This window comes from Gordonia sp. NPDC003429 (assembly GCF_053588575.1).
Map to the genome: position 1 here is coordinate 173,115 of NZ_JBSFQF010000002.1, position 25,531 is coordinate 198,645.

Here is a 25,531-nt window from a genome sequence, read left to right on the forward strand (position 1 = left end):
GTGACGGTGGCCACCTGGGTATCGGGAGGTGGCGCGCCGGTGGCACGATTGGGGTCATGAGCCGTTTGGATTACGCCGAGTTGAATTCGACCATTCGCTACTTGATGTTCTCGGTGTTCGCTGTGCGTCCCGGCGAACTACCGGACGATCGTGACCAGGTGAAATCGGATGCCACGGACTTCTTCAAGTCACTGCAGGACACCGGAGTGGTGGTGCGTGGTGTCTACGACGTGTCCGGATTGCGCGCCGACGCCGACTTCATGATCTGGTGGCACGCCGAGGAGATCGAGCAATTGCAGGCCGCCTACAGCCGTTTCCGCCGCGAAACGGTGCTCGGCCGGGTCTGTGATCCGGTGTGGAGCAACGCGGCCCTGCATCGGCCCGCGGAGTTCAACAAGAGTCACGTGCCCGCATTCCTCGCCGGCGAAGAGCCGGGACGCTACATCTGCGTCTACCCCTTCGTGCGCTCCTACGACTGGTACCTGCTGCCCGACGAGGAGCGCAGGTCCATCCTCGCCGAGCACGGCAAGGCTGCCCGCGGCTACAAGGACGTACGCGCCAACACGGTGGCGTCGTTCGCGCTCGGCGACTACGAGTGGCTGCTGGCGTTCGAGGCCCCCGAATTGCACCGCATCGTCGACCTCATGCGCGACCTGCGGGCCACCGAGGCACGCCGCCATGTCCGGGAGGAGACACCGTTCTTCACGGGTCCGCGTACCGAGGTCGGCGACCTCATCGACGCCCTGCCCTGATGAGCGCCCTGCCCTGATGAGCGGGCGGCCCTGACAAGCGCCCTGCCCTGACAAGTTGCTGCAAAATCGTGCCATTTGGTGGACTGCTGCGGCTCGCGAAAGTGATTCGGTGGCAGGGTGCGTCACGAGGGCAAAGCCCAACCCGGACCCCTTGTCGCGGGCCGGGCATGTGGCCGCGACAAGGAGGCTCGAAGCATGAGGTACCGGACCCGCATCATCGCCGTCTGCGTCGCTGTCACCGGTGCCACCGGACTGCTCGCGGGCTGCGCAGACACGGATTCCTCGGCAACCCAGGCCTCCGGGTCTGTGAATGTCGAGGCCGATACAACGAAGACGTTCGCCTTCGGCACCGCTGTGGATCTGACCTATCAGGAGGATGCGGCGCGGGTGACGGTGTCGGCGCCGACGCCGGCAAAGGCGACCGAATGGGCGAGCGTCGACGGTGTCCTGTACTCGGTGATGGTGACCGTCCAGACCACTGAGGGAACGTGGACGGTCAATCCGGCGTATCTGTCGGCCACCACCAACACGGGTCAGTACGTCGAGGGATCACTCGGCACCGTGGATGGGTCACTCGAGCCGGACGCCCTGGAGGCGGGCCAGACGGCCACGGGCGCAGTTGCTTTCGACGTTCCTGAGGGGCAGACGATCACCTCGGTGGCCTTGGAAGGGCCGGTGAGCAAACGGCTCGCCCAGTGGGATTAGAGCGCGCGAACGTCGTCGGCGCCGGATTTACGTCTGTTCTTCCAGTCGCAGACTGATCGAGTTGATGCAGTACCGCAGGTCGGTCGGGGTGTCGTAGCCCTCGCCCTCGAAGACGTGACCGAGGTGGCTCCCGCAGTTGGCGCAGAGTACCTCGGTGCGGCGCATACCCATCGAGTCGTCGGAGCGTTCGATCACGGCGTCGCCGGCCAGCGGGGAGAAGAACGACGGCCAGCCGCAGTGGGACTCGAACTTCTGCTGGCTGCGGAACAGTTCGGCGCCGCAGGCGCGGCAGCGGTAGACGCCGACGGCGGTGGTGTCGGTGTATTCGCCGGCGAAGGGCGCTTCGGTGCCCGCCTTGCGGAGCACCCGGTACTCGGCGGGCGTCAGCCGCTGCTTCCACTGCTCGTCGGTCAGGTCGGCCAAGTCGGCAGGAGTGGAGGTCTCGTTGCCGGTGGTGTCGGAGGTCATTTCTCCACCGTACGAGCGGGCGCGATGGGGCGCCAGGTTCGGTCAGCCGGCGGTGGTGACCGGCGAGGTGGCGGGTTCGGCGTCGTCGATGCTGTCGGTGGGTGCCCGCTGCGGTGTGGCCGCGGATCCGAGCTGCCGGATGTCGAGGTAGCGGAACAGCAGCGAACAGAACACCGCGATCATCAGCAGCGACCAGCCCCAGGTGACCTTGTTGTACTCGAGCATCCAGCCGAAGGCCTGCCAGCGTTCGGAGTAGAACGAGTCGAAGGTCATGCAGCCGTACACGCCCAGCCAGGCAGGCCAGTTGCGCACCGTGGATCCGGGCAGCAGCACGGTCATCAGCAGCGGGAACAACAGCATCGAGTAGTAGCCCTGACCCAGCGATCCCACCAGGAACGTGGTGCACAGCAGCACTCCCGACGACGTGGTGAGCCACAGCAACTCGTTGGTTGTCCGGTAGTAGCGGTACAGGAACCACAGTGAGAAGACGGCCATCAGGGTGAAGGCGATCCGCAGCAGCACCACGAGCCAGGGCGCCACGCCGAAGTAGGCACCGTTGCCGGCGATGGAGCTGTTGTAGTAGTCCCGGGCCTCACCCAGATAGGGCAGCGTGTGGGAGATGAATCGGCCCGGATCGTTGGACAGCGGCCAGGCCACCACCATCAGCACGAGCGGCACCACGATCGCGGTCACCAGCACGCGCCACTGCCGGTTGAGCAACGGCAGCAACAGCAGCGGGGCCAGCACCGGTTTGATCGCCAGGGTCAGCCCGATGGGCACTCCCGCCCACCAGTCGTGGCGGCGCATCATCAGCATCATGAAGGCCAACATCCCCAGCAGCACAAACGAATTGAAGTTCGTGAAGATCAGGGTGTGGGCGACGGTCTCGGTGCTGAAGAAGAAGAACAGCACCACGGGCAACACCCACGACCGCGCGGAGAAACCGAACAGCCGCGTGATGAGGTACCCACACACGAGCAGCGCCAGCACACTGGCGATGATGAACAGCCAGCGCGACCGTTCGGGATCGATGACGGCCAGAGGTGCCATCAGCAGGGTGCCCGACGGGGGGTAGAGGTAGTGGGGGTCGACGGTGTTGAGGTTCTCGTTGTAGACCGGCTGGCGGTTCAGAAATGCCAGCGCGGCCTGGTAGACCGGCGCGAAATCGTCGGTGCGATCACCGTTGACCGCCAGAATCAGTGAGCGGTGCACGATCGTCAGGATGGTCAGCGGCCACAACACCAGCGGAACGATGCGCGTCACGCTCATCTGTGGGTACAGATACCTGTCGAGAACTGCCACCCGCGAACCGTACTACGCGGCGCCGCAGATCCTGCGCAGAACCCCCGGGGTGCTGCCGGTCAGGCTGGGCAACCCCGTTCGGACGGCCCGGTCAGCGGAGCGGCGCGCACATAGTCGGCGACGACGTCGGCGGCGCATGCGCTACGCGCGACCACCGAGTAGCCCAGTCCTTCCCAGGTCACCGTCGTCGGCTGCGTGCCCGACTTGGCGAACAGCGAATCCAGTGTTGCGGCGCCCGCGCCGCCGTTGACGGGATCGCCGGTGCTGTTCAAGACCAGCGGGGGTACCGGGAAGGAACTGGGCGGATTGACCGGTGTGGCGGCCGCCCAGCCGGTGCACCGTGCCAGGGCCAGCGCGCTGTTGGCCCCAGTCAGCGGGTTCTGTTTGGTCCACGAATCGATGAGCCCGGAGATCTCGTTCTGGCCCACGGGGCCGGTCATGTCGTTGCAGGCGGCGACGATCTGTCCGTCGGTCAGCCGCAGTGATCCGGCGGTCGCCGAATAGGCGGCCAGTGGCGCGGTGTTCCCGCTGTCGGCGGCCGCGATCGCGGCCGCCACCCTGGTCACCGCGGAGGGATCGTTCGGGGCCAGTGCCAGCGCGGTGGTGATCGCGGCGAGCGCTTCGGTGTCCGACAGGCCGCCACCGAGGGTTCCGGCGCGTCCCTTCGTCAGCACGCTGCCCATCGTCGCCTGGCCGTTGGCGCCGAAAGCGCATCCGGGCAGTGCCGCGCACCGCTGCGCAAAGGTCCGCAGGGCGGCCTGCACCCCGGTGGCCTCCGTCGCGCCGGTGTCGCGCGCATTGGCACCGAACGGGGTTGGGGTGTCGAGGATGATGCGCCCGGTGCGCCCGCCGTACTGCGCGGTGTAGGCGATCACCACGTCGGTGCCCTCACCGACGCCGATGAGGCCCAGCCGCGAGACTCCCCACTTCTTTCGGAGCGTCTCGAGATCCGACGCGGCACCGGCGACACCGAACTGCAACTGGTTGGGTGTGAGCGTCTCGGTGCAGCCGTCCGCGGACGACGTCGCGGCCGTGACCAGGCGGCTGATGCGGGCCGACTGTGTGGCCGCGGGGAGTCCGTTGTTGGCGATCGTGGTGCGATCCTCCCGGACCAGACAGTCCAGTGGGCTGCTCTGTGGGATGCCGCGGCGATCCACCGCCACCACCGGGTGGGTGGACAGCAATTGCCGCCCCGGCCCGGATGCCAGCAGCAGCAGGGTGCGCGACGAGGGCATGTCGGCGCCCGACGTCAGGACCAGCGGAGCGGCATCCGCGGGGGTGGTGGCGGTGCGGGCGCGGGTGAGTGCGATGTCGATGGTGTCGTCGGGGCGATCGGGGTCGATCGGCGATTGGAGGCTGGCGCATTCCAGGGTCACCCCGGACGGCTTGTCGGTGGAGTAGTCCGACGCGAGGGTGGAGCCGCACTCTCGCCAGTCGAGATCATCGCGCGGCGTCTCCAGTGCGGGGATCTGCGGCGGTGCACTCGACGAGGCCGGCGCCTGCCCGCCGCCCTCACCCGCCGGGACGAGTCCGGGCCCCGTGTCCGGGCCGACGGCGCAGGACGACAAGAGCAGCGCGGTGGTCGCCGCGCTCAGCCCGATGACGGTGAGGCGGCGGGTCGGTCGAGTCGTCTCGGACCCTCGGTGGCCGCGTCGCGCTCCTCGCATGAGGGCGAGCGTAGTCAACGGGTCCAGCGGCTGAAGACATAGCCGTCGTCGTCGGTGAGCACGTGGGCGGCACGCAGTGCGTGCAGTGACCCCGACCCGGCGCTGGCGGCGACGCGCCCGGCGTCACCGCCGGCCACGTACGGACTGGTGGTCAGGCACAGTTCGTCGAGCGCGTCGACGGCGATGAGTGAGCCGAGCAGACTCGGACCGCCCTCGCACAGGATGCGTGGTTGTCCCGCCGCGGCGAGGTGCTCGACCACGAGCCGGAAGTCGACGGTCTCGTCGCCGCAGTCGACGAGGCTTGCGCCGGCGTCGGCGAGGACGGACCGGCGTTGCGGATCGGCGGCCGAGCAGGTGAGGACGGTGGTGCCGGGACCACGCAACGGGGGATAGGCGGGATCGATCGACAACGATCGGGACACCAGCGCCAGTGCGGGGGCGGGTGCCTGCCCGGCCGCGGCGCGGCGTTCGGCGAAGGACGAATCGGGGGAGGGTTGCCGGTAGTTCTCGGCGATGGCGGTTCGCGCGCCCACCAGGACCACGTCGGCGAGGCCGCGCAGGACGGTGAACAGAGTCTTGTCACCGTCACCGCCGAGTCCGCCCGATGTGCCGTCCACCGACGCTGCGCCGTCGATGGTGGCGATCATGTTGGCGCGGACCCACGCGCCTGCCGTCGGCTCCGGATAGGCGTACAGGTCGGCGAGGTAGTCGGTCGCCTCGTCCTGGGAAAATGTGACCTGGGTCGCTTTCTGCACGTAGAGCATCTCGTCCTCCGAACCGCTGTGGCTAGGCTCCCCATATGGTGGCCAGTCTCGTCGACCGCAATCCGGTCGTTTCTCCCGACGCGTTGATCGACGAAATGGTGCCGCCCGCGACGTTCGACGAGGTGAGCTTCGACAGCTACATCCCCGACCCGAACGAGCCTACGCAGTCCCAGGCGGTGGCAGCCGCGCGTGATTTCGTCGAGCGTGCCGCCAAGAGCCGCAACGGCAAGAAGGGCCTCTTCTCCCGCAAGCAGCCCAAACAGGGCATCGGACTCTATCTCGACGGCGGCTTCGGCGTCGGCAAGACGCATCTGCTCGCCTCGATCTATCACGCCATGCCCGCGCCGAAATCCTTCGCGACGTTCGTCGAGGTGACGCATCTGGTGGGTGCACTGGGGTTCATGCAGGCGGTGGAGCGGCTCTCGGAGCACAGTGTGCTGTGCATCGATGAGTTCGAGCTCGACGACCCGGGCGACACCATGCTGATCTCACGGCTGCTCAGCGAGCTCACCGAGCGGGGCGTGTCGATCGCCGCGACCTCGAACACGCTGCCCGGACAACTCGGCGAGGGCCGGTTCGCCGCACAGGACTTCTTACGGGAGATCCGGAAACTGGCGTCGGTGTTCGAGACGGTCCGCGTCGACGGACCCGACTACCGCCACCGCGACCTCCCGCCCGCGCCGGAGCCCAAATCGGACGACGAACTCGTCGAGATCGCCGAGTCCACCCCGAACGCGACACTCGACGATTTCGACGAGTTGTGTGGGCACCTGAGCAAGATGCATCCGTCGAAATACAAAGACCTCGTCGACGGGGTTTCCCTGGTGTGCATCCGCGGGGTTCATCCGGCAGACGACCAGTCCGTGGCGCTACGTCTCGTCGTGTTCGCCGACCGCCTGTACGACGCGGACATCCCGGTGACGGTGTCGGGGAGCAAACTCGACGAGATCTTCACCGACGAGATGCTCGCCGGCGGCTACCGCAAGAAGTACCTGCGGGCCACGTCGCGGTTGCTCGCGCTGTCGCGCTTCGCCGATTCCACCGTCTGACCGCCACCGTCTGACCCGCCACCTCCTGTCGGCGAATCCGGGCTGCCGGGCTGCGGTGACCGGTGTCGGTCACGGTTGCGGCACGGGGCGGTCGCCATGGGCATACGCGAATGTCGCGTTTGGAGTACAGATGTAATCTCGACGTGATGTACTGGTGTGCATCCGGTCGCGCACGGCGGCGTAGACCGTGTCAAAGGGACGCAAGTTGATGTCCATTATCCGTGGGGGATTTGGTGCAGAAGTCTGTGGTGGTTGCCGTGGTGTCCGCGGCAATGTTCGTTGCTGTGCTGGTCGGCGGGGCTACGCCCGCCTCGGCGGTACCCGGTGCGGGCGTAGCCGCGGCCGGCGGCGCTCGTATCGACAAGGTCGTGATGCAGAGTCCGACGCGGGCTCAGGTCAGCGTGTTCTCGCCCGCGATGCGCCGGCAGGTCACCGTGACCGTTCTGCTTCCCGCGGACCGGTCGCATCCGCGTCCGACGTTGTATCTCCTCGATGGGATCGACGGGGGTGTGTACACCAACTACACGCAAAGCGGCTGGACGTTCCAGACCGACATCGTCAAGTTCATGGCCGACAAGCCCGTCAACGTGGTGCTTCCGATCGGTGGGACCGGGTCGTACTACACCGACTGGGTCCGCACCGATCCGGTGCTGAGGACCAACATGTGGGAGACCTTCCTCACCAAGGAACTCCCTCCGTTGATTGACGAGCGGTTCACCACCACCGGTGTCAACGCGATCGGCGGGGTGTCGATGGGCGCGCTCGGGGCGATGTCGATCGCGGTGCGCCATCCCGAAATGTACGCGGGCGTCGCGGCATTCAGCGGCTGCCTCGATCAGGGCACGCCCGAACTGCGACAGGCCACGGCGGCCACCGTGCAGACCCGAGGTGGAAATCCGGACAACATGTGGGGGCCCGTCGACGACAAGACCTGGGCCGCACACGATCCCGCCGAGCACATCGCGGCGCTCAAGGGCAAGCCGATGTATGTGGCGGTGGGTAACGGACTGCCGGACCTGCGGCTGGGAGTCGCGGGAATCGCCTCTCCCGTCGGTGGTGCGCTCGAGGGTGCGGCGCTGCACTGCACTCAGGAGTTCAAGAAGCGTGCCGACAGCGCCGGCGTTCCGATCACCTACGACTTCCGCGAGGGTCTGCACTCGTGGGGCTACTGGAACATCGACCTTCACAAGGCGTGGCCCACGCTGGCCCGCGCGTTGGATGTGCCCGCCCGCTGAACGGCTCGGGCGTGGTCAGCGCAAAGACATGGCGAGCACGAAGTCATGCTCGATGTTGCCGTTGAGGTCGAATGACTTGACGCCGACGCGCCGGAAGCCCATCTTTTCGTAAAAGCGTTGCGCCCGTGCGTTTTCCTGGTTCACGCCGAGCCATATGACGGCGCTGCCGCGGTCTGCGGCGCGCTCGACGGCCGCGCGCATGAGGAGATGCGACGGTGGGTCGGTGCGGCCGCGGGCGTGATGATCGGGCAGTACATACATCTTGGACACCTCCGATGCCGGGCGGTCGGTGATGACCGCGGCGACATCGGTGTCGGCGGGTGGCCGGTGGTGTACAAGCGTGTACCCGATGATGGTGCCGACGTCGTCGCGGGCCACGATCACGTCGCTCTCGTCGCTGGCGATGTAGCCGGCGAACACCGGCTCGGAGAGGTGCTCGCGGATGAAGGCCGCGACGTCGGCCGGCTCGGAATGCGGGGGACAGGCGAGCGGAAAGGTGGCGGCCGCGACGTCGGCGATCGCGGGGGCGAGCGACGGGTCGGACACCAGGGCGAGAGTCAGCGACCCGGTGGCCGGTGCTGTTCCGGCGCCGGGGGAGGTGGCCTCTGGCACTACTTCTTGCCGCAGGTGCAGTTCTCGCCGCACTTGCAGTCAGGCCCGCAGGTGCAGTCGGGGTTGTCGCAGCCGGGCATCAAGGGGGTGTTCATGAATTCAGTCTAGTTCTCGGGCAGCGGGTCGAGGGCGGGTGGGCTCTGCGGCCGCGAGTGGTGCTCATTCCAGCTGCAGCCGCCAGGAGCCGGAGTAGATCTCGCGTATCTCACTCACCTCGTAGGGGACGGCGCTGCGGGTGTCGGTGGTGGTCATGCTGACCACGAGGAGGCCGTCGGTGATCTGCCATTTGAATCGGTCGCCGTCGAACCGTTGGGTGTCGCCGGTGGCGTCGCGCACGGCGAAGCTCCCGGGCCGGTAGTCGATGTTCATGGCACCCACTATGCCGTCCGGTGGGGTGTCTACGGTGCAGGCTCCCGCGATGTGCCGGTGCGTCGTGCCACCGCCGTAGGTGTCAGAACGGTGGTGGGTTCTCGCGGTTCCACGTTTCTTCGGCCCGCTCGGCGATGCGGGTGATCTTGGCGGCCCGGCGGGCCCGGAGCGAATCTATTCGCCGGCGGCCGGGGTGATCGGGAGGCTTCTCACCCATTCGTAGCGACGTGAACAGGTCGCTTCCGGTGAAGGAGTTGCCGGCGAACACGTACCCGCCGGGCGTTCTGAAGAACACCTCGCCGAGGGCTGTCTGACGATCCTGCCAGCCCACGCCGTGAGTTTTTGCCCGATGGTGGATTCTACAGAGTGGCTTGATGTTTCGGCGTGTGGTGGTTCCGCCCGCGGCAGGGTTGCGGTGGTCGAAGGGTTCGGTGTGGTCCATGTCCGATCGCCACGCGGGGTTGGTGCATCCGGGAAAAGTGCAGCAGAGTTCACCGGCACTCACCAGGGCGCGCAGTTTCCGGGGCACCTCATAGGTGAAGGCTTGCCGCGCTTGCTCCTCATGTCCGGGGTTGATGTAGCTCCGCTTGGCTTCGCGAAGGAGATCGCGCGCCGTTGCGGCATCGATGAGCCCCTGACCGTCGATGAACCCCGGCGTCTCGTCGAGGCCGAGAAGGGTGGACAGGTTCACCACGATGTGAAACGTCGGGCGAGGCGCGGGAGTGACCGGCTGCGCGGCGATGCCGGTCGGCGCGATCTCGGGGCCGGCCGTGGTGGGGGTCGCCCGGCATTCGTCACACGTGCACGCGATGCTCTGTTCGCCCCGCGCGAGAGCGAGAAGTGCGTCGGCCCGCAATTGCTTCTTGGTGCGACCGTCGCCTTTGGTGTGCACCGCCGCGGCCATCGCGTCGAGACGGGAATCGACGGCGGCTGCCGCTTCGCTCGCGAGGCTGCCGGACACTCGTGACTGTCCGAACGTTGCGCGGTCGGGCCGGATCGAGATGTGCCGGTCCTCCTCGACGGAGCGGCGGCGACGGACGAGGGCATCGGGATCGATCGCGGCGATGGTGGCATCGATCATGGTGCGAAACCGCGTGGTGGACATGGGCTCTCGGGACATGATTGCCTCGGACAGTGCGGTGTCGAGATCGGCAATGTGGTCGTCGTCGACCAGACTGGTGCGCGCGACCACGTCGAGCATTCGCTGCAAATCGATGCGCCCGATCGCCAGTGCGAGCCCCACATCGGGCAGGCGATACCGCATGGCGGACCCGGCGATGATGATCTCGCGGGCGCGCCCGGGCGCAACGGTGAGTGCGGCGCCGACCTCGCAGATGGCTGCTTCGAGGCCGTCGGGGCCGTAGCGCTCCTGGGGTGTGATTCCCTCGCGCACGAGTCCGCGCACATGGGCCTCGAGTTCCGCCGGGTCGGTGAATCGTCCGTCGCCGACGACCTGGTGGACGCGTTCGAGGTAATCGGCCTCGCGTTCTTCGTGCAATAGGCTCGCGGCCTGCAGAATGCGGTAATCGGCGGAGGACCGGACCGCATTGGAGCTGACCAGAATCTCGATCAGCTCCGGAGCGTAGTGCCGCTCGTCGTCGGCGAGTTGGGCGAGCAGGGTCTCCACGGCGCCGCGTCCGGCCGCGGCGCGGGCGGTGCCGGCGGGCGTCGGGCCTGCAGGTTGTGGGTCCGCAGGGGGCGGGTCTGCAGGGGACGGGTAGAGCGGGACTTCGTCGGGCATACTTAGAACATACATTCGGGTACCGACAAATAGGCCCAGGGTTGCACGACAACAAGAAAGGCCCGGCGGATACCGGGCCTGACCTGCGAAAACAGTGGTGCGCGATACTGGGATTGAACCAGTGACCTCTTCCGTGTCAGGGAAGCGCTCTCCCGCTGAGCTAATCGCGCGAGTATGGAGTTGGTGGTGGAGGTGGCGACGGGAATCGAACCCGTGTACACGGCTTTGCAGGCCGTTGCCTCACCACTCGGCCACACCACCAGATGCGAGTCGACTCGCGCCGAGCGGATGACGGGATTCGAACCCGCGACCCTCACCTTGGCAAGGTGATGCGCTACCAGCTGCGCTACATCCGCATGCATCGTGAGCTGATCTTGTGGACCATTTGTTGCTCACGAAGCGATTGTGAACACTATCCGACGCATCGGTCGGATACCAAATCGCCAGGTCAGTGCCACGTTTCGGGTCAACAACGACGTCGGAGTCCAGGTGACCGGTGCCGCGCGGGGCCTGCGGGGCGATTTTGGTTCCGCGGCACCACACGTGTAATCTTCTCCCTCGTGCACCGGCGCCGTGAGGCGCCACGCGCGGTCCCGTGGCTCAGTGGAAGAGCGTCCCGTTCACACCGGGGAGGTCGCTGGTTCGATCCCAGCCGGGACCACCACGGCGCTGTTGCAGCGCTTCGCAGCCCATCGCCGGCAAGTCTCGGATCCGCGGCCCGGATCGGTCCGACAAAGCGTAACGTCCACATCCGTGACGCGCGTCTCCATCGAAGCTCCTGTGGTGATCGTCGCGGGCGGCCGGGTGGCCGGTCGCATCGTGGACGGGGTCGCCAGTTACCTCGGAATTCCTTATGCCGCACCACCGGTGGGGGAGGCGGCTTTCGCTGCACCTGCGCCGACGCCGGCGTGGGACGGCGTTCGCCCGGCCACCGACTACGGCCCGACCGCGCCTCAGATCCCGTACCCGGCGCCGATCGCGGCACTTCTCGACAACGTGATCGAACTCGGTGACGACTACCTGAACCTCAACGTGTGGACGCCGGATCCAGCGGCCCGCGGATTGCCGGTGATGGTGTGGATTCATGGTGGTGCGTTCACCCGCGGTTCGAATCGCGTCCCGATCTACGCCGGCAACACCTTCGCGCGCGACGGCGTGGTCTGCGTCGGGATCAACTACCGTTTGGGCACAGCCGGTTTCGCGTCGATCGACGGTGCGCCCGAGAACCGCGGTGTGCTCGATCAGCTCGCCGCGTTGCGCTGGGTGGCCGACCACATCGCTGCCTTCGGCGGTGACCCAGACAACGTGACCGTCTTCGGCGAATCGGCCGGGGCGATGAGCATTGCGACATTGCTCGCCTCGCCCTTGTCCACCGGGTTGTTTCATCGCGTGATCATGCAGAGCGGCAACGGCCTGGCGGCGAGCGATCCGGCCGACGCGCGCAACGTGACGGCGCGCATGGCCGAGATTCTCGGGGTCGACGCGACCGCCGCGGATTTTGGTGGAGTTCCCGGCGAGACCCTCCTGAGCGCGCAGTCACAGGTTGCGCTGGAGATGATGCTGAACCCCGATCCCCGACGCTGGGGCGTCTCGGTGGCGACACGTGGTCTGGGGATCATGTCGCAGTTCCCGGTCGTCGACGGTGAGGTGCTGCCGTCGTTGCCCTCTGAGGCGATCGCGGCCGGTGCCGGGGCTCACATCCCACTGCTGGCCGGTTGGAACGCCGACGAGTTCCGCTTCTTCCTCGCCGCGTCGGGTGGTGCGGACGCGGTCACCGAGGAGGCTGCTGCTGGTTTACTCGGCCGCACCCCGGCCGCGTCGGAGTTCCTGCGGAGCCGGCTCGACTCCGGGGCGACCCCGGGAGACGTGGTCAGCGAGGCGTTGACGGCCCGTGTCTTCTCCGCACCGACCCGGGCCATCGCCCAATCACGCCCCGAGCGGAGCACGTACCTCTACGAGTTCGGGTACCGAAGTCCGCAAGCAGACATCCGTGCCGGCCACGCCGTCGAGATCCCGTTCGTGTTCGATCATCTGGCCGACGCCCATGGGCTGACCGGCCCTCATCCACCACAGCGCATCGCCGACGAGATGCACGGCGCGTGGATCCGTTTCGCGACCGTCGGCGACCCGGGCTGGCCGGCGCATCTCCCCACCGGCGAGATCCGCCAATTCGGCTGACCGTGGCGCCCGCTGTCGGCGATCAGCGCGACGAGTGTCGCAGATGGCCGTAGAGCGCAGCCCGGTATCCGCGGGCATAACTGTCGTCGGCCTGCGGAATCGGAAGGGTGGCCAGCGTCGTCGAGGCGTGGTGTGACGCCCACGCCGTCGGCATCGACGAGAGGTGGGCCGACGCATCATCGAACCCGCTTTGAAATGACTGGGGGTCGAGGGACTCGTCGGTGATCGCCGCCCCGGCCGGAACGGCGACGGGATCGGCCTTCCGAAACGGGACGACCCGTGGACTACCTGTCGTCATGAACGGGACGACCTTTCTGCGAGGGTGCGATACAGGGTTGCCCGGCTCACGCCGAGCGTCTCGGCGATCCGGGGTACCGGATCACCGTTGTCGCGCATACGTTTTGCGAGTTCCACCTGGTCGGCGGACAACGCGCGAGGGCGCCCCAGCGACCGGGCACCACGATGTCCGCGACCAGCGTTCGCCACGTGGTGTTCGCGCTCCAACACGCCCAGCGAGGCGAGCACGCCGACGATCAGCGCGCCCGCGGGATCGTCGGTGTCGAGTCGCTCACGGATCGTTCGCACCCCGATCCTGCGCTCGCCGAGCACACGGGCCGTGTCGAGAACTTCCCCGATGCTCCGTCCCAGCCGGTCGATGCCGGTCATGACCACGGTGTCTCCGGGCCGCGCATAGTCGAGCAACGCGTCAAGGCCGGGCCGCCGATCATCGACTCCGGGGGCGGTGATGTCGGTGTAGACGCGTTTCGCATCGACGTGAACACTTACGAGATCATTGATTTGAGATACAAGATCACGCTGCGCATGTGCTCTCGCGTAGCCGAGCAGCACATTTGTCGACGCTGCATCGTGATCCGCGGGCATCTCAGAACTGTATCGCATAAATGTGTCGCGAAACGAACAAGGCTCAAGGTGGGTATTGAGACATCCACGGGATGGGGGTGTATGCGGTGTTTGCCGGTATTCCGAAATCCAGTCGGGTTCGCCGACGGCGATTCGGTTTCTGACCTGCGCAATGTCGCGCGTACCGTGAGCCCATGCCACACGCTCCCATGCCCCGCGAAGGGGTGATGGCAACCGTCATCGGGTGGCGCGCGGTGGCGGCGGTCGGCGTGTTGGCCGTGGCGGTGATCGTGTGGCAGATCTACGCCATCCCGATCGGCAACCCGTTCTACGGGTTGTTCCACAACGCCAACGACCTGTATGTCTACCGCGCGGGCGGGCGAACGGTGCTCGACGGCCGACTCCTCTACGAACACCCCGTCCTCGCGGACTTGGACTTCACCTATCCGCCGTTCTCCGCGCTGGTGTTCACGCCGATCGCCGCGGTCAGCGCGGTGGCCGCGAAGGTGACCTGGTGGGCAGCGATCTACGCAGCACTTGTGCTGACCGTGCTTCTCGGCATGCGCAGCTTGGGGTATCGGATCGACCGTCGGCTCGCGCTCTTTGCGCTGGCGGCCGCGATCTGCACCACCGCACTCGAACCGGTGCGCACCACCATCTGGCTAGGTCAGATCAACGTGTTCCTGATGTTCCTGGTGCTCGCCGACCTGGTATTTCTCGACCTTCCGTCGCCGAACTCGAAGCTGCGCGGCATCGGTGTGGGCCTCGCCGCCGGACTCAAACTCACCCCGGGGTTCTTCCTGGTGTATCTGCTGGTCCTGCGGCGCTGGCGCGCCGCGGCCACCGCCGCGCTCGCCTTCGCCGCGACCGTGGCGCTCGGACTGCTCGTGATACCCCGTGACGCACGGGACTACTGGATGATTTACGTGACCGGGTCATCCCGGGTGGGCCGGGTGGATTCACCCGCAAACCAGTCGGTCAACGGCTTCATCTCGCAGATGCTCGCCTACTTCGACATCCGCCGCTTCGCCCATCCGGGCCCCGGCGGCCCGGTGTTCGAAGCGCCGACCTGGCTGTGGGTGCCGGTCGCCCTGGTGGCGGCGGCGCTGGGACTGTGGGCTGCGGTGGTGGCGCATCGGCGTGGCCGGGAACTGCTCGCGGTGAGCATCGTCGGCATGACCGGTGCCACCGTGTCGCCCTTCTCGTGGGGGCACCACTGGGTGTGGGTGGTGCCGCTGCTTGTGGTTGCCTTCGACTTCGCCTATCGCGGCGCGGTCCGCGGTCGCCGTTACTGGTGGCGGTGGCTGGCGCCGTCGACCATCGTGGCGCTGTGCTTCACCTACTGGTGGAACTGGTGGGATTCCGGCCCGCACTACGCCGCCGACCACGCCATCGCTCTCGGCCTGTTCATGATGCCGCGCTGGCCCCACCCGGGCGTCCTCGACCGCATCGCGGTGATCGTCTACGCCGGGTGCTACCCGCTGATCCTGCTGCTCACGATCGTGACCACCCTGCTCGCCGACCGCCGCGAACGTCGCTCCGCTGCGCCCCGGCACCGCACCGACGACCCGTATCCTGAGGTGACCGTCCGCGATGGGGCCGACCCCACCGACGCCGTAACCACCGACGCCGGAACCGCAGACGATCGATCGCAGAACGGAGCCACCGGTGACCGCCTACAGCAGGGCTCGGGTGTGGAGCAGGCAACGTCGGTACATCATCCGGCGTGATCGGCGGCTGAACCTCGCCTATCGGATCGTGGTAGGCGTCGTCGGCGCAATGGTGCTGGCCGGCGGCATCGTCGCCATTCCTTACCCGGGACCCGGATGGCTCATCGTCTTCCTCGGATTGGGCATCCTCGCGTCGGAGTTCGACTGGGCACATCGGCTGCTGCGGTTCGCCCGTGCCAAGTACGACGCCTGGGTGGACTGGATGCGACAGCGCCACTGGTCGGTGCAGGGTGTGTTCGGCGTGGCGACGTGTGCGGTAATTCTCGCCTCGCTCTGGGTGCTCGGTGTGTTCGGCACCGTGGCCGGCTGGTTCCACGTCGACGCCGAATGGACCAGGAGCCCCATCCTCTGACGTGTGGCGCCCAGGTACCCCGATACGATCGACGTGCACGATCACATTTCCGCGGGCGCCGAAACGCGTCCGCTGACCGCGAGGAGCGACGAAGTGCCCGACGATGTCATGGTGACCAGCCCAGCCACGATCCGTGTGCCGGCCGGGACCACCGCGGGCACCGCGCTGCGTGAGCACGACGTCCCCAACAAGGGGCCGGGAGCGATCGTGGTGGTGCGCGACGCCGCCGGGCAGCTCCGTGATCTGTCGTGGGCACCCGAACTCGACACCGACGTCGAACCGGTCGCCGCCGACACCGAGGCCGGCCGCAGCGTGATCCGGCATTCCACCGCGCACGTTCTGGCCCAGGCGGTGCAGGACCTGTTCCCCGACGCGAAGCTCGGTATCGGTCCGCCCATCAAGGATGGTTTCTACTACGACTTCGCCGTCGACGAGCCGTTCACCCCCGAGGACATCACCGCCCTCGAGAAGAAGATGAAACAGATCATCAAATCGGGTCAGCGGTTCTCGCGGCGGGTGTATGCGTCGAAGGACGAGGCGAAGATGGAACTCGCCGACGAACCGTTCAAGCTCGAACTGATCGACGACAAGGGTGCCGTCGACGACAACGAGGTGATGGAGGTCGGCGGCGCCGAACTCACCGCCTATGACAACCTCAATCCCCGTACCGGGGAACGCATCTGGTGCGATCTGTGCCGCGGCCCGCACGTGCCCACCACGAAGTACATCGCGGCGTTCAAGCTCACCCGCAGCTCCGCCGCCTACTGGCGCGGCAACCAGGACAACGCCGACCTGCAGCGCATCTATGGCACCGCCTGGGAATCGCAGGAGGCCCAGGATGACTACCTGGAACTGCTCGCCGAGGCCGAGCGACGCGATCACCGCAGACTCGGCGCCGAACTCGACCTGTTCAGTTTCCCCGACGAGCTCGGGTCGGGCCTGCCGGTGTTTCATCCCAAGGGCGGCGTCATCCGCAAGGAGATGGAGGACTACTCCCGGCGGCGCCACACCGAGGCGGGGTATGAGTTCGTCAACACGCCGCACATCACCAAGAGCCATCTGTACGAGGTGTCCGGTCACCTCGACTGGTACGCCGACGGCATGTTCCCGCCGATGCAACTCGACGCCGAGTACAACGACGACGGCACCGTGCGTAAACCGGCACAGGACTACTACCTCAAACCGATGAACTGTCCGATGCACAACCTGATCTTCGGGGCGCGGGGTCGGTCCTATCGCGAGCTGCCGTTGCGCCTGTTCGAGTTCGGCACGGTCTACCGGTACGAGAAGTCGGGTGTGATCCACGGGCTGACGCGTGTGCGTGGGATGACCCAGGACGACGCCCACATCTACTGCACCACCGAACAGATGCGCGACGAACTCAGGTCGCTGCTGACGTTCGTACTCGACTTGCTCTCCGATTACGGTCTCGACGACTTCTACCTGGAACTGTCCACCAAGGACCCCGACAAGTTCGTCGGCGACGACGAGTCGTGGCGGATCGCCACCGAGACGCTGGCCGAGGTCGCCGGGGAATCCGGTCTGAACCTCGTGCCCGATCCGGGCGGTGCCGCCTTCTACGGACCCAAGATCTCGGTGCAGGTCAAGGATGCGCTCGGCCGTACGTGGCAGATGTCCACGATCCAGCTCGACTTCAATCTGCCCGAGCGTTTCGGCCTGGAGTACACCGGCGCCGACGGGGCCAAGCACCGCCCGGTGATGATCCACCGCGCACTGTTCGGCTCCATCGAACGCTTCTTCGGCGTGCTCACCGAGCATTACGCGGGCGCCTTCCCGGCCTGGTTGTCGCCGGTGCAGGTGGTCGGAATCCCGGTGGCCGACGCCTTCGCCGACCATCTGGGCGACGTCGCCGCACAACTCAAGGCCCGCGGCATCCGCGCCGAGGTCGACTACTCCGACGACCGGATGCAGAAGAAGATCCGCACCCACACGACCGGCAAGGTGCCGTTCATGCTGCTCGCCGGTGAACGGGACGTCGAGGCCGCGGCGGTGAGCTTCCGGTTCCGCGACGGCACCCAGGTCAATGGGGTGCCGGTGGAGCGGGCCGTCGACATCATCGACGACTGGGTGCGCTCGCGGCGCAACGAGTCGCCCACCAAGGAACTCGTGGAGAGTGTCGGTCATGCCTGAAGGTGGACAGGAGATCCGCGACTGTGGCACCGGTGACGCCGACCGGTTGCAGCGGCTGTGGAGTCCGCACCGGATGACCTACATCACCGCCGACCCGCCGCCCTCGTCGGCGACCTCGACGGGCCATCCGTTTCTCGATATCCCCACGATGAGGGACGAGGACGGTCTCATCGTCGCTCGTGGGTCGTCGGTGTACGCGGTGCTCAACCTGTACCCGTACAACCCGGGCCACACCATGATCGTGCCGTACCGGCAGGTGGCCGATCTCGAGGCGCTCACCGCCGAAGAATCGGCAGAGCTGATGGCATTCACCCAGCGCATGATCCGCACCATCAAGACGGTCTCGAACCCCAACGCATTCAATGTCGGCCTGAACCTGGGGTATGCGGCGGGCGGCTCGCTCGCCGAGCACCTGCATCAGCACATCGTGCCGCGCTGGGTGGGCGACGCCAACTTCATCACGGTTGTCGGGGAGACGAAGGTCATGCCACAGTTGCTGCGCGACACCCGCGCACTGCTGGCCGACGCCTGGCGCCGGCTCGATGACTGAACCGGGTCATCCGGTTCGCGGCGGAGCCGGTCGGGAAGGAGCGTTGCGGTGCTGAGCATTCGAGGTCGGGCGTCGGTGTCCAAGGTAACCCTCCCGCTGGGCCGCGCGCTGCTGCGGACCGGTCTCACCCCGGACGCGATGACCGTGATCGGCACGGTCGCGACCATCGCCGCCGCGGTCACGCTGTTCCCGATGGGGCAGCTGTTCTGGGGCACGATGGTGATCTGGCTGTTCGTCATGTTCGACATGCTCGACGGGGCGATGGCCCGGGCCCGCGGCGGCGGCACCAGGTTCGGGTCGGTGCTCGACGCGACGTGTGATCGGATCGCTGACGGCGCAATCTTCGCCGGTCTCGCCTGGTGGTGCGCGTGGACGCAACCGCATCGGTGGCTGTTCGTCGCGACGTTGATCTGCCTGGTGACCTCGCAGGTGATCTCGTACGCGAAGGCCAGGGCCGAGGCTGCCGGACTCTATGGCGACGGCGGACTCATCGAACGTCCCGACCGGCTGATCATCGTGCTGGTGGGTGCCGGATTCACCGGCCTCGGCCTGGGCTGGGCCATTCACGTGGCCATGTGGGTGCTGGCGGTGGGCAGCGTGATCACCGTCGGACAGCGGATGTACTCCATCGCCCAGTCGCCGGGCGCCCGCGAACTCATCCCGCTGGTCACGAAGGACGATGTGCCCGGACAGGACACGGCAGAACAGGAAGCGGCACAACAGGAAGCGCCAGAACAGGACGACCTGGCAGGCCCGGACGCCCGACCGCACCCCGATGCGCGGTGAGCTCGCTGAGTGAACGGTTCACCGACCTCGGCTACCGGGCGGGTTGGGCCGGCATCCGACATGTGCCCGACCGGTGGGGCCGCGCCGCGTTCGCGCGTGCCGGTGCAATGGCGGGTAGCCGCGGCGGTGGTCCACAACAGTTGCGCCGCAACCTCGCCCGGGTGATCGGCGTTGCCCCCGACGACGTTCCCGACGGACTCATGCGCGACGCCATGGCGTCCTATGCCCGCTACTGGTACGAGGCGTTCCGGCTACCGGCCATGGACATGGCGCAGGCCGCCGCCTCGGTGCACTTCGATCCGCCCGACCGGGCCCGATTCGAGGATGCCTACGCCGAGCGACGCGGCGTGATCTTCGCGCTGCCGCACAGCGGCAACTGGGACATGGCCGGAGTGTGGCTGGTGGACCGAACCGGCGAGAGCTTCTCCACCGTGGCCGAACGGCTGCGACCGGAGTCGTTGTTCGAACGATTCGTCGCCTACCGCGAATCGCTCGGCTTCGAGATCTTTCCCCTCACCGGCGGCGAGCAGCCGCCCTTCGAGCTTCTGGCGCAGCGGCTGCGCGCGGGCGGGGTGGTGTGTCTGATGGCCGAACGCGACCTCAGCCGACACGGCGTGCCGGTCACGTTCTTCGGCGAACCCACCCGGATGCCCGCCGGTTCCGCCCGGCTGGCCATCGAGACCGGTGCGGCCCTCATCCCGACCCACCATTGCTTCCTGCCCGGATCGCGGTCGCAGATCCGACTGCACGATCCGCTCGACGTCAGCGGGGGAGTTGCTGCCACCACCCAGGCGCTCGCCGACGCGTTCGCGACCAACATCGCCGCCCATCCCGCGGATTGGCATATGCTGCAGCCGCTCTGGGAGTCCGACTGGAGCAGCAGGCAACGCGAACGGATCGAGGGCGCGTGATGAGGATCGGTATGGTCTGCCCCTACTCCTTCGATGTCCCCGGGGGTGTGCAGGCGCACGTGGTGGAACTCGCCGAGGTGTTCATCGGGGCCGGTCATACGGTGAGTGTGCTGGCGCCCGCGGCGGACGACACCCCGCTACCGGATTACGTGGTCTCGGCGGGACCGGCGTTGGCGATCCCGTACAACGGCTCGGTGTCCCGGGTGAACTTCAGTCCGCACGGATACCTCACGCTGCGCCGCTGGATCGCCGACAGCGAATTCGACGTGCTCCATGTGCACGAACCCAACTCGCCGTCGCTGTCGATGCTCTCGTTGATGGTGGCACTCGGACCGATCGTCACCACGTTCCACACGTCGACGTCGAAGTCGTTGTGGCTCAAAGTCTTCCAAGGAATCCTGCGTCCCTATCACGAGCGCATCGCGGGCAAGATCGCGGTGTCGGAGCTGGCGCGCCGCTGGCAGATGGAATCGCTGGGTTCGGATGCGGTGGAGATTCCCAACGGCATCAACGTGTCGGCGCTGGCCGGCGCGCAGCCGCTCGACGGGTATCCCCGGCCCGGACGGTCGGTGCTGTTCCTGGGGCGCTTCGACGAGCCGCGCAAGGGCATCGACATCCTGATGCGGGCGCTTCCGAGCATCGTCGAGGCCTTTCCGGATGTGCGGGTGCTGGTGGTGGGTGGCGGCAACGAACGTGCGCTGCGACGCCGCGCAGGCGCCCTCGCCGATCATCTGGTGCTGCTCGGTCAGGTCGACGACGCGACCAAGGCGCGGGCACTGGCGTCGGCCGACGTCTACGTGGCGCCGAACCTCGGTGGGGAGAGTTTCGGCATCGTGCTGGTGGAGGCGATGGCGGCGGGTGCCGCGGTGATCGCCAGCAGACTCGACGCCTTCCGACGGGTCCTCGACGACGGCCGGGCCGGAACCCTGGTGGACACCGGTTCGGCCGAGGACCTGGCCGCCGCGGTGATCACGCTGCTCTCCGACGACGAGGTACGCGCCGCGCAGGTGGCCGCCGGTCGCGCCCGTGCCGCCCGCTACGACTGGTCGCGGGTGGCCGAGCAGATCATGCGGGTCTACGAAACGGTCACCGTGGGCGCCGGTCCCGTCGTGGTATCGGACTGAGTGGTATCGGACCCAGTGGTGTCGGACCCAGTGGTATCGGACTGAGGGGAGCGGATCGGTGATCTCACCGCAGGTACCGGCCGGTCAGCCGTGGGCATCGGGGGTCACGGTGTCGGGTATCACCGTGTCGGGGACGACCATGTTCATCGTCACGGTGGTGGTCGTGGTGCTGGTGCTGGCGGTCGCCTGGGCCTACCAGACGGCCAATCGCCTCGACCGGCTCAATGTTCGCGTCGATCTGGCACGCCGTTCGTTGGAAGCCGCCCTCGAACGCCGATCCGTGGTTGCCCGCGCCATCGCCGCGGGAATGGCCGACTCGCCCGAGGCGCCGACACGTCGGGCCGCCCACGACCTGGCGGCCATCGCCGTGCGGGCCGAGCAGGCCCCCGCGGCCGAGCGCGAGGATGCCGAGAACGCATTGTCGGCGGCGCTGGCCCGCACCGGCAGCAGCGATCGGCCGGCCGCGTTGGTCGGCGAACTGGCCGACGCGGAGACCCGGGTGATGATGGCCCGGCGCTTCTACAACGACGCCGTGCGCGACACCCGCGCGCTCGCCGACCGCCGGCCGGTGCGGTGGCTGCGACTGGGCGGCACCGCCGAACCTCCGCGGTACTTCGAGATCTCCGAACGGGTCACCTCCGCCGAAAGCTCGTGACGGCTGACCCACCTGAACCGAGGCGCGGCGCGTGCGGCCGGTATCCTCGGTGGTGGTCACGGCCCGATCGAGGCCGGTTTCACGCGACATCAGGAGACTTCAGTGAGCCAATTCCTGTCAGGGAATCTTCCCGGACCCGATGCATCGGTCAACGGACACGCCGTCGGTGCCGACCCGCAGGTCGGGCAGGGCACCGCGCGCGTCAAGCGGGGGATGGCAGAAATGCTCAAGGGCGGCGTCATCATGGACGTCGTCACGCCCGAGCAGGCGAAGATCGCCGAGGACGCCGGAGCCGTCGCCGTGATGGCACTCGAGCGGGTGCCCGCCGACATCCGTGCACAGGGCGGGGTCTCACGGATGAGTGATCCCGACATGATCGACGGCATCATCGCCGCGGTGTCGATCCCGGTGATGGCCAAGGCGCGTATCGGTCACTTCGTCGAAGCGCAGATCCTGCAGAGCCTCGGCGTGGACTACATCGACGAGTCGGAGGTGCTCACCCCGGCCGACTACGCCAACCACATCGACAAGTTCGCCTTCACCGTTCCGTTCGTGTGCGGCGCCACCAATCTGGGTGAGGCGCTGCGTCGCATCACCGAGGGCGCGGCGATGATCCGCTCCAAGGGCGAGGCGGGCACCGGCGACGTGTCGAACGCCACCACGCACATGCGCAAGATCCGCGATGAGATCCGACGTCTCACGTCGCTGCCGAAGGACGAACTCTACGTGGCGGCCAAGGAACTGCAGGCTCCCTACGAACTCGTGGTGGAGGTGGCCAACGCGGGCAAGCTCCCGGTGACGCTGTTCACCGCCGGCGGCATCGCCACCCCGGCCGACGCGGCGATGATGATGCAACTCGGTGCCGAGGGCGTGTTCGTCGGCTCGGGCATTTTCAAGTCGGGCAATCCGGCGCAGCGGGCGGCTGCCATCGTGCAGGCCACCACCTTCTTCGACGACCCCGACGTGCTGGCCAAGGTGTCGCGCGGGCTCGGTGAGGCGATGGTCGGCATCAACGTGGAAGACATCGCCGCTCCGCACCGGCTCGCCGAACGCGGCTGGTAGCTCGTCGTTCAACGGCCCGACGTCACCGGCGCCCTGAGGCAAGTGGGAATGTCCCGCCGCGTTCCGGGTCGCGTCGCCGGTAGGATCTGCTGATCATGGATTCGGTCAGCATCGTCCGGGACTCGTCGCTCTCGGGCACCGACATCATCGGGGACCTCCGGCTCGAATGGTCGGTGTGCTGCAACGTGGGCCGGGTGCGTGAGACCAACGAGGATGCGGCACTCGCGCTGCCCGGTCGTTACCTGCTCGCCGACGGCATGGGTGGGCATGAGAGTGGTGAACTCGCCAGCGAGGCGGCGTTGCTGACGTTGGCCGGTATCGACACCGCCGGCGGCCTCGACGCCACCCGCGTCGAATTCGACGGGCTGCTCGGCGACGCGCAGGACCGGATCGGGTCGATCGACGCCCACTCCGATCGTCGCGCGGGCACCACCGCCACCGGGGCAGTGCTGGTGAGCACCGGTGACGGACCGCAGTGGCTCATCGTGAACATCGGAGATTCGCGCACCTACCGGTATCAGAACGGCACCCTCAACCAGTTGACCCGGGATCACTCGCAGGTGCAGGAGTTCGTCGACGCCGGGGTGCTCACCCCGGCGCAAGCGCGCGTCGACCCGCGGCGCAACGTGATCACCCGCGCGCTCGGTGCGGGAATGGTGGATCCGGTCGCCGACTACTTCACCACCGTCGCGTTGCCCGGTGACGTGCTGCTGATCTGTTCCGACGGGCTCACCGGGGAGTTGCCCGACGACGAGATCGCCGACATCCTTGCCTCCACCGACGACGCCGAGCAGGCGGCGCAGACGCTGGTCGACGCCGCGCTGGCCGTCGGCGCGCACGACAACGTCACGGTGATCGTGGTCAGCGTGCACGAGTCGGTGAGCACGGTGCAGATGTCTGCCGTGTCCGGCTCCGATGCCGACGCCGGTACGTCGGATGCCGCTGTGCCCGATGCCGCTGTGCCCGATGCCGTTGTGCCCGATGCCGCTGTGCCTGTCGGGGAGGCTGACGCCGCCGGCGAGACGAGCTGAGCGAGAGTGACATCGTCATGACAACGGATGGGTCGGCCGCTCCGGAGGGGATGAGTTACGTCGAGTACGTGGGCGAACGATTCCCGCTGACGCCCGGCAGGCGGTTCTTCATCGGACGTGAAGCCGACCTCTCGGTCGACGACAACCCCTATCTGCATCGTCGATTCCTGGTGTTGCACAACGAGAACGACCTGTGGTGGCTCACCAACCTGGGCACCCACCTGTCGGCGAGCGTGTCCGCGGGGGATGTCGGGTTTTCTGCCATGCTGGGTCCGGGTGCGCGCATGCCACTGGTGTTCGGCCGCACCACGATCGTCTTCACCGCCGGGCCGACCACCTACGAACTCGATGTGTTCGCAACCGCGCCGCGGGTGCAGTCGGTCACCCGGCCGGAATACACCGGTGGCCGCACCACACAGGGTGTTCCCACCCTCACCGAAAGTCAGAAGCTGCTGATCGTGGTGCTCGCCGAGGAAATCCTCCGGCGAGAGGGGACCGGGGCCAGCGCCATCCCGTCTTCGGCGAAGGCGGCGGCACGGCTGGGGTGGCCGTTGACGAAGTTCAACCGCAAGCTCGACAACGTCTGCGACAAACTCGACCAACTCGGGGTGAGCGGTATGCGTGCCGGGGGTGGGCGGCTGGCCAGCAACCGTCGCGCGAAGCTCGTGGAGTACGCGGTGTCGTCGCGGATCGTCACGCGCGCGGATCTGCCGATGATCGACGCCGAGGCCGCGCGCAACGCCGCCGGTTGAGCAGACTCCCCACGCCGATGGGGAGATTCCCTCGCGAGGCGGCACAGTGCCTGCGTGCACCCCTTCTGAGCTGGGCGAATGCCATGGGGAGTTCTCCCCATGGGAGGGGAGTTCTCCCCATCGACGTGTCTGTCCGGCAGCCATAGCGTTGCAATCACACCGGACCTTCCGGGACCGGCCGGATCGAGTATCCGCGCCGAGTGATCGCGAGGAGACGCCGACATGACCGCACCGGCCCAGACCACCCGAAACCTGCACTTCTCCGCCAACGACGCACGCCGTCGCGTCGAGGCGGACGCCCGTCGCCGCGAGGCACTGGCGCGGCTCGCCGCACGTCGCATGCCGCTTCCCGGGCAGCCGACCGGCACGACCGGCCCGTCCGGCCCGTCTGCCGGCCGCCGGATGCACCTCGTACCCGACGCCGCCGACAGCCGCGCCGAAACGCGCACCACCGCCGACGCGGCCGTACCCGGCCTCGAGCGTCCGAACCTGACCGCACGTGAGGTCGAGGTGCTCCGCACCTGGCTGATGGTCGACACCAAACCCGCTGTCGCACAAGAACTGTTCATCTCGCTGGGTACCGTCAACACCCACCTGACCCGGATTCGCGCCAAGTACGCCGAGATCGGGCGGGCCGCGCCCACCAAGGCGGGCCTGGTGGCGCGGGCGGTTCAGGACGGACTGGTGCGCCTCGAGGAACTCTGATCCGCCTGCCGCCGCCCGC

At 67.4% G+C, this 25,531-nt stretch carries 26 protein-coding genes and 4 tRNA genes; 18 read left to right on the forward strand and 12 right to left on the reverse strand.

Annotated elements, in window-relative coordinates:
* Window positions 1-56: 56 nt before the first annotated feature.
* Together hemQ and ACWDSI_RS04490 are read left to right on the forward strand one after the other, a co-directional pair.
* Complete coding sequence (hemQ, locus tag ACWDSI_RS04485) at window positions 57-752, forward strand: hydrogen peroxide-dependent heme synthase (RefSeq protein ID WP_449748270.1); 696 nt, start codon at window positions 57-59, stop codon at window positions 750-752.
* A 195-nt stretch (window positions 753-947) separates the two neighbouring features.
* Entirely contained in the window at window positions 948-1,457 is a 510-nt protein-coding gene (locus tag ACWDSI_RS04490; protein ID WP_449755788.1) for a DUF1942 domain-containing protein, read from the forward strand.
* A gap of 27 nt (window positions 1,458-1,484) precedes the next feature.
* Here the strand turns inward: ACWDSI_RS04490 and msrB are convergent, their stop codons facing one another.
* The 4 genes from msrB to ACWDSI_RS04510 are packed head-to-tail and all read right to left on the reverse strand — an operon-like array spanning window position 1,485 to window position 5,658.
* Window positions 1,485-1,925 carry a peptide-methionine (R)-S-oxide reductase MsrB gene (gene msrB / locus ACWDSI_RS04495; RefSeq protein WP_449748268.1) on the reverse strand — a complete coding sequence of 147 codons (441 nt, stop codon included), beginning with the start codon at window positions 1,923-1,925 and terminating at the stop codon, window positions 1,485-1,487.
* 42 nt (window positions 1,926-1,967) lie between these two features.
* Window positions 1,968-3,227, reverse strand: coding sequence for a glycosyltransferase family 87 protein (locus ACWDSI_RS04500; protein WP_449748267.1), 1,260 nt, complete (start codon window positions 3,225-3,227; stop codon window positions 1,968-1,970).
* Window positions 3,228-3,286: 59 nt separating this feature from the next.
* A complete protein-coding gene (locus tag ACWDSI_RS04505) occupies window positions 3,287-4,894 on the reverse strand; it encodes an alpha/beta hydrolase (RefSeq protein WP_449755789.1) in 1,608 nt (535 codons plus the stop codon).
* A 14-nt stretch (window positions 4,895-4,908) separates the two neighbouring features.
* A complete protein-coding gene (locus ACWDSI_RS04510) occupies window positions 4,909-5,658 on the reverse strand; it encodes a dihydrofolate reductase family protein (RefSeq protein WP_449748265.1) in 750 nt (249 codons plus the stop codon).
* 35 nt (window positions 5,659-5,693) lie between these two features.
* Between ACWDSI_RS04510 and zapE the strand changes: the two genes are divergently transcribed.
* Window positions 5,694-6,707, forward strand: coding sequence for a cell division protein ZapE (gene zapE, locus ACWDSI_RS04515; RefSeq protein ID WP_449755790.1), 1,014 nt, complete (start codon window positions 5,694-5,696; stop codon window positions 6,705-6,707).
* 272 nt (window positions 6,708-6,979) lie between these two features.
* Window positions 6,980-7,942 carry an alpha/beta hydrolase gene (locus tag ACWDSI_RS04520; RefSeq protein ID WP_449748350.1) on the forward strand — a complete coding sequence of 321 codons (963 nt, stop codon included), beginning with the start codon at window positions 6,980-6,982 and terminating at the stop codon, window positions 7,940-7,942.
* 15 nt (window positions 7,943-7,957) lie between these two features.
* Here ACWDSI_RS04520 and ACWDSI_RS04525 read toward each other — a convergent pair whose 3' ends face one another.
* The 6 genes from ACWDSI_RS04525 to ACWDSI_RS04550 form a co-directional block, all read right to left on the reverse strand.
* The gene (locus ACWDSI_RS04525; RefSeq protein ID WP_449755876.1) at window positions 7,958-8,503 is read right to left on the reverse strand and encodes a GNAT family N-acetyltransferase; all 546 of its coding nucleotides are present in this window, start codon (window positions 8,501-8,503) and stop codon (window positions 7,958-7,960) included.
* 210 nt (window positions 8,504-8,713) lie between these two features.
* Complete coding sequence (locus ACWDSI_RS04530; protein ID WP_449748263.1) at window positions 8,714-8,923, reverse strand: hypothetical protein; 210 nt, start codon at window positions 8,921-8,923, stop codon at window positions 8,714-8,716.
* A gap of 82 nt (window positions 8,924-9,005) precedes the next feature.
* Window positions 9,006-10,664 (reverse strand): DUF222 domain-containing protein, encoded by a 1,659-nt coding sequence (locus tag ACWDSI_RS04535; RefSeq protein WP_449755791.1) that lies wholly within the window; start codon window positions 10,662-10,664, stop codon window positions 9,006-9,008.
* 95 nt (window positions 10,665-10,759) lie between these two features.
* Window positions 10,760-10,834, reverse strand: a tRNA-Val gene (locus tag ACWDSI_RS04540).
* 17 nt (window positions 10,835-10,851) lie between these two features.
* Window positions 10,852-10,925 (reverse strand) — tRNA-Cys (locus ACWDSI_RS04545).
* Window positions 10,926-10,947: 22 nt separating this feature from the next.
* A tRNA-Gly gene (locus ACWDSI_RS04550) sits at window positions 10,948-11,020 on the reverse strand.
* 233 nt (window positions 11,021-11,253) lie between these two features.
* Here ACWDSI_RS04550 and ACWDSI_RS04555 point away from each other — a divergent pair.
* Together ACWDSI_RS04555 and ACWDSI_RS04560 are read left to right on the forward strand one after the other, a co-directional pair.
* Window positions 11,254-11,328: transfer RNA gene (locus tag ACWDSI_RS04555), tRNA-Val, on the forward strand.
* 89 nt (window positions 11,329-11,417) lie between these two features.
* Entirely contained in the window at window positions 11,418-12,842 is a 1,425-nt protein-coding gene (locus tag ACWDSI_RS04560) for a carboxylesterase/lipase family protein (RefSeq protein WP_449755792.1), read from the forward strand.
* Window positions 12,843-12,864: 22 nt separating this feature from the next.
* On the opposite strand, the gene ACWDSI_RS04565 is transcribed toward ACWDSI_RS04560, so the two are convergent.
* Both ACWDSI_RS04565 and ACWDSI_RS04570 read right to left on the reverse strand, forming a co-directional pair.
* Complete coding sequence (locus tag ACWDSI_RS04565; protein WP_449746483.1) at window positions 12,865-13,140, reverse strand: hypothetical protein; 276 nt, start codon at window positions 13,138-13,140, stop codon at window positions 12,865-12,867.
* Complete coding sequence (locus ACWDSI_RS04570) at window positions 13,137-13,724, reverse strand: recombinase family protein (protein ID WP_449746482.1); 588 nt, start codon at window positions 13,722-13,724, stop codon at window positions 13,137-13,139. Before ACWDSI_RS04570 ends, ACWDSI_RS04565 begins: the two co-directional genes overlap by 4 nt.
* 173 nt (window positions 13,725-13,897) lie before the next feature.
* Here ACWDSI_RS04570 and ACWDSI_RS04575 point away from each other — a divergent pair, with 173 nt between their 5' ends.
* The 12 genes from ACWDSI_RS04575 (at window position 13,898) to ACWDSI_RS04630 (ending at window position 25,512) form a co-directional block, all read left to right on the forward strand.
* A complete protein-coding gene (locus ACWDSI_RS04575) occupies window positions 13,898-15,433 on the forward strand; it encodes a glycosyltransferase 87 family protein (protein WP_449755793.1) in 1,536 nt (511 codons plus the stop codon).
* Window positions 15,372-15,785, forward strand: coding sequence for a TIGR02611 family protein (locus ACWDSI_RS04580; RefSeq protein WP_449755794.1), 414 nt, complete (start codon window positions 15,372-15,374; stop codon window positions 15,783-15,785). The genes ACWDSI_RS04575 and ACWDSI_RS04580 overlap by 62 nt, the downstream gene beginning before the upstream one ends.
* 93 nt (window positions 15,786-15,878) lie before the next feature.
* On the forward strand, window positions 15,879-17,936 hold the full coding sequence (gene thrS / locus ACWDSI_RS04585; RefSeq protein WP_449755795.1) for a threonine--tRNA ligase: 2,058 nt from the start codon (window positions 15,879-15,881) through the stop codon (window positions 17,934-17,936).
* Window positions 17,929-18,486 (forward strand): HIT family protein, encoded by a 558-nt coding sequence (locus ACWDSI_RS04590; RefSeq protein WP_449755796.1) that lies wholly within the window; start codon window positions 17,929-17,931, stop codon window positions 18,484-18,486. The genes thrS and ACWDSI_RS04590 overlap by 8 nt, the downstream gene beginning before the upstream one ends.
* A 48-nt stretch (window positions 18,487-18,534) precedes the next feature.
* Window positions 18,535-19,272 carry a phosphatidylinositol phosphate synthase gene (pgsA, locus tag ACWDSI_RS04595; protein ID WP_449755797.1) on the forward strand — a complete coding sequence of 246 codons (738 nt, stop codon included), beginning with the start codon at window positions 18,535-18,537 and terminating at the stop codon, window positions 19,270-19,272.
* On the forward strand, window positions 19,269-20,183 hold the full coding sequence (locus ACWDSI_RS04600) for a phosphatidylinositol mannoside acyltransferase (RefSeq protein WP_449755798.1): 915 nt from the start codon (window positions 19,269-19,271) through the stop codon (window positions 20,181-20,183). Before pgsA ends, ACWDSI_RS04600 begins: the two co-directional genes overlap by 4 nt.
* Window positions 20,183-21,307: a glycosyltransferase family 4 protein gene (locus ACWDSI_RS04605; RefSeq protein WP_449755877.1), complete on the forward strand. Its 1,125-nt coding sequence runs from the start codon at window positions 20,183-20,185 to the stop codon at window positions 21,305-21,307. Before ACWDSI_RS04600 ends, ACWDSI_RS04605 begins: the two co-directional genes overlap by 1 nt.
* A gap of 139 nt (window positions 21,308-21,446) precedes the next feature.
* Window positions 21,447-21,962 (forward strand): NUDIX hydrolase, encoded by a 516-nt coding sequence (locus ACWDSI_RS04610; protein WP_449755878.1) that lies wholly within the window; start codon window positions 21,447-21,449, stop codon window positions 21,960-21,962.
* 102 nt (window positions 21,963-22,064) lie between these two features.
* Window positions 22,065-23,024 carry a pyridoxal 5'-phosphate synthase lyase subunit PdxS gene (gene pdxS, locus ACWDSI_RS04615; RefSeq protein WP_449755799.1) on the forward strand — a complete coding sequence of 320 codons (960 nt, stop codon included), beginning with the start codon at window positions 22,065-22,067 and terminating at the stop codon, window positions 23,022-23,024.
* 95 nt (window positions 23,025-23,119) lie between these two features.
* A complete protein-coding gene (locus ACWDSI_RS04620) occupies window positions 23,120-24,055 on the forward strand; it encodes a PP2C family protein-serine/threonine phosphatase (RefSeq protein ID WP_449755800.1) in 936 nt (311 codons plus the stop codon).
* A 17-nt stretch (window positions 24,056-24,072) separates the two neighbouring features.
* On the forward strand, window positions 24,073-24,807 hold the full coding sequence (locus ACWDSI_RS04625) for a hypothetical protein (RefSeq protein WP_449746473.1): 735 nt from the start codon (window positions 24,073-24,075) through the stop codon (window positions 24,805-24,807).
* Window positions 24,808-25,029: 222 nt separating this feature from the next.
* On the forward strand, window positions 25,030-25,512 hold the full coding sequence (locus ACWDSI_RS04630) for a LuxR C-terminal-related transcriptional regulator (RefSeq protein ID WP_449755801.1): 483 nt from the start codon (window positions 25,030-25,032) through the stop codon (window positions 25,510-25,512).
* Window positions 25,513-25,531 lie beyond the last annotated feature (19 nt).

Coding starts and splice junctions, on each gene's coding strand:
- hemQ (WP_449748270.1), top strand. CDS start 57: ATGAGCCGTTTGGATTACGCCGAGTTGAATTCGACCATTCGCTACTTG.
- ACWDSI_RS04490 (WP_449755788.1), top strand. CDS start 948: ATGAGGTACCGGACCCGCATCATCGCCGTCTGCGTCGCTGTCACCGGT.
- msrB (WP_449748268.1), bottom strand. CDS start 1,925: ATGACCTCCGACACCACCGGCAACGAGACCTCCACTCCTGCCGACTTG.
- ACWDSI_RS04505 (WP_449755789.1), bottom strand. CDS start 4,894: ATGCGAGGAGCGCGACGCGGCCACCGAGGGTCCGAGACGACTCGACCG.
- ACWDSI_RS04510 (WP_449748265.1), bottom strand. CDS start 5,658: ATGCTCTACGTGCAGAAAGCGACCCAGGTCACATTTTCCCAGGACGAG.
- zapE (WP_449755790.1), top strand. CDS start 5,694: ATGGTGGCCAGTCTCGTCGACCGCAATCCGGTCGTTTCTCCCGACGCG.
- ACWDSI_RS04520 (WP_449748350.1), top strand. CDS start 6,980: ATGTTCGTTGCTGTGCTGGTCGGCGGGGCTACGCCCGCCTCGGCGGTA.
- ACWDSI_RS04530 (WP_449748263.1), bottom strand. CDS start 8,923: ATGAACATCGACTACCGGCCCGGGAGCTTCGCCGTGCGCGACGCCACC.
- ACWDSI_RS04535 (WP_449755791.1), bottom strand. CDS start 10,664: ATGCCCGACGAAGTCCCGCTCTACCCGTCCCCTGCAGACCCGCCCCCT.
- ACWDSI_RS04565 (WP_449746483.1), bottom strand. CDS start 13,140: ATGACGACAGGTAGTCCACGGGTCGTCCCGTTTCGGAAGGCCGATCCC.
- ACWDSI_RS04570 (WP_449746482.1), bottom strand. CDS start 13,724: ATGCCCGCGGATCACGATGCAGCGTCGACAAATGTGCTGCTCGGCTAC.
- ACWDSI_RS04575 (WP_449755793.1), top strand. CDS start 13,898: ATGCCACACGCTCCCATGCCCCGCGAAGGGGTGATGGCAACCGTCATC.
- ACWDSI_RS04590 (WP_449755796.1), top strand. CDS start 17,929: ATGCCTGAAGGTGGACAGGAGATCCGCGACTGTGGCACCGGTGACGCC.
- ACWDSI_RS04605 (WP_449755877.1), top strand. CDS start 20,183: ATGAGGATCGGTATGGTCTGCCCCTACTCCTTCGATGTCCCCGGGGGT.
- ACWDSI_RS04610 (WP_449755878.1), top strand. CDS start 21,447: ATGTTCATCGTCACGGTGGTGGTCGTGGTGCTGGTGCTGGCGGTCGCC.
- ACWDSI_RS04620 (WP_449755800.1), top strand. CDS start 23,120: ATGGATTCGGTCAGCATCGTCCGGGACTCGTCGCTCTCGGGCACCGAC.
- ACWDSI_RS04625 (WP_449746473.1), top strand. CDS start 24,073: ATGACAACGGATGGGTCGGCCGCTCCGGAGGGGATGAGTTACGTCGAG.
- ACWDSI_RS04630 (WP_449755801.1), top strand. CDS start 25,030: ATGACCGCACCGGCCCAGACCACCCGAAACCTGCACTTCTCCGCCAAC.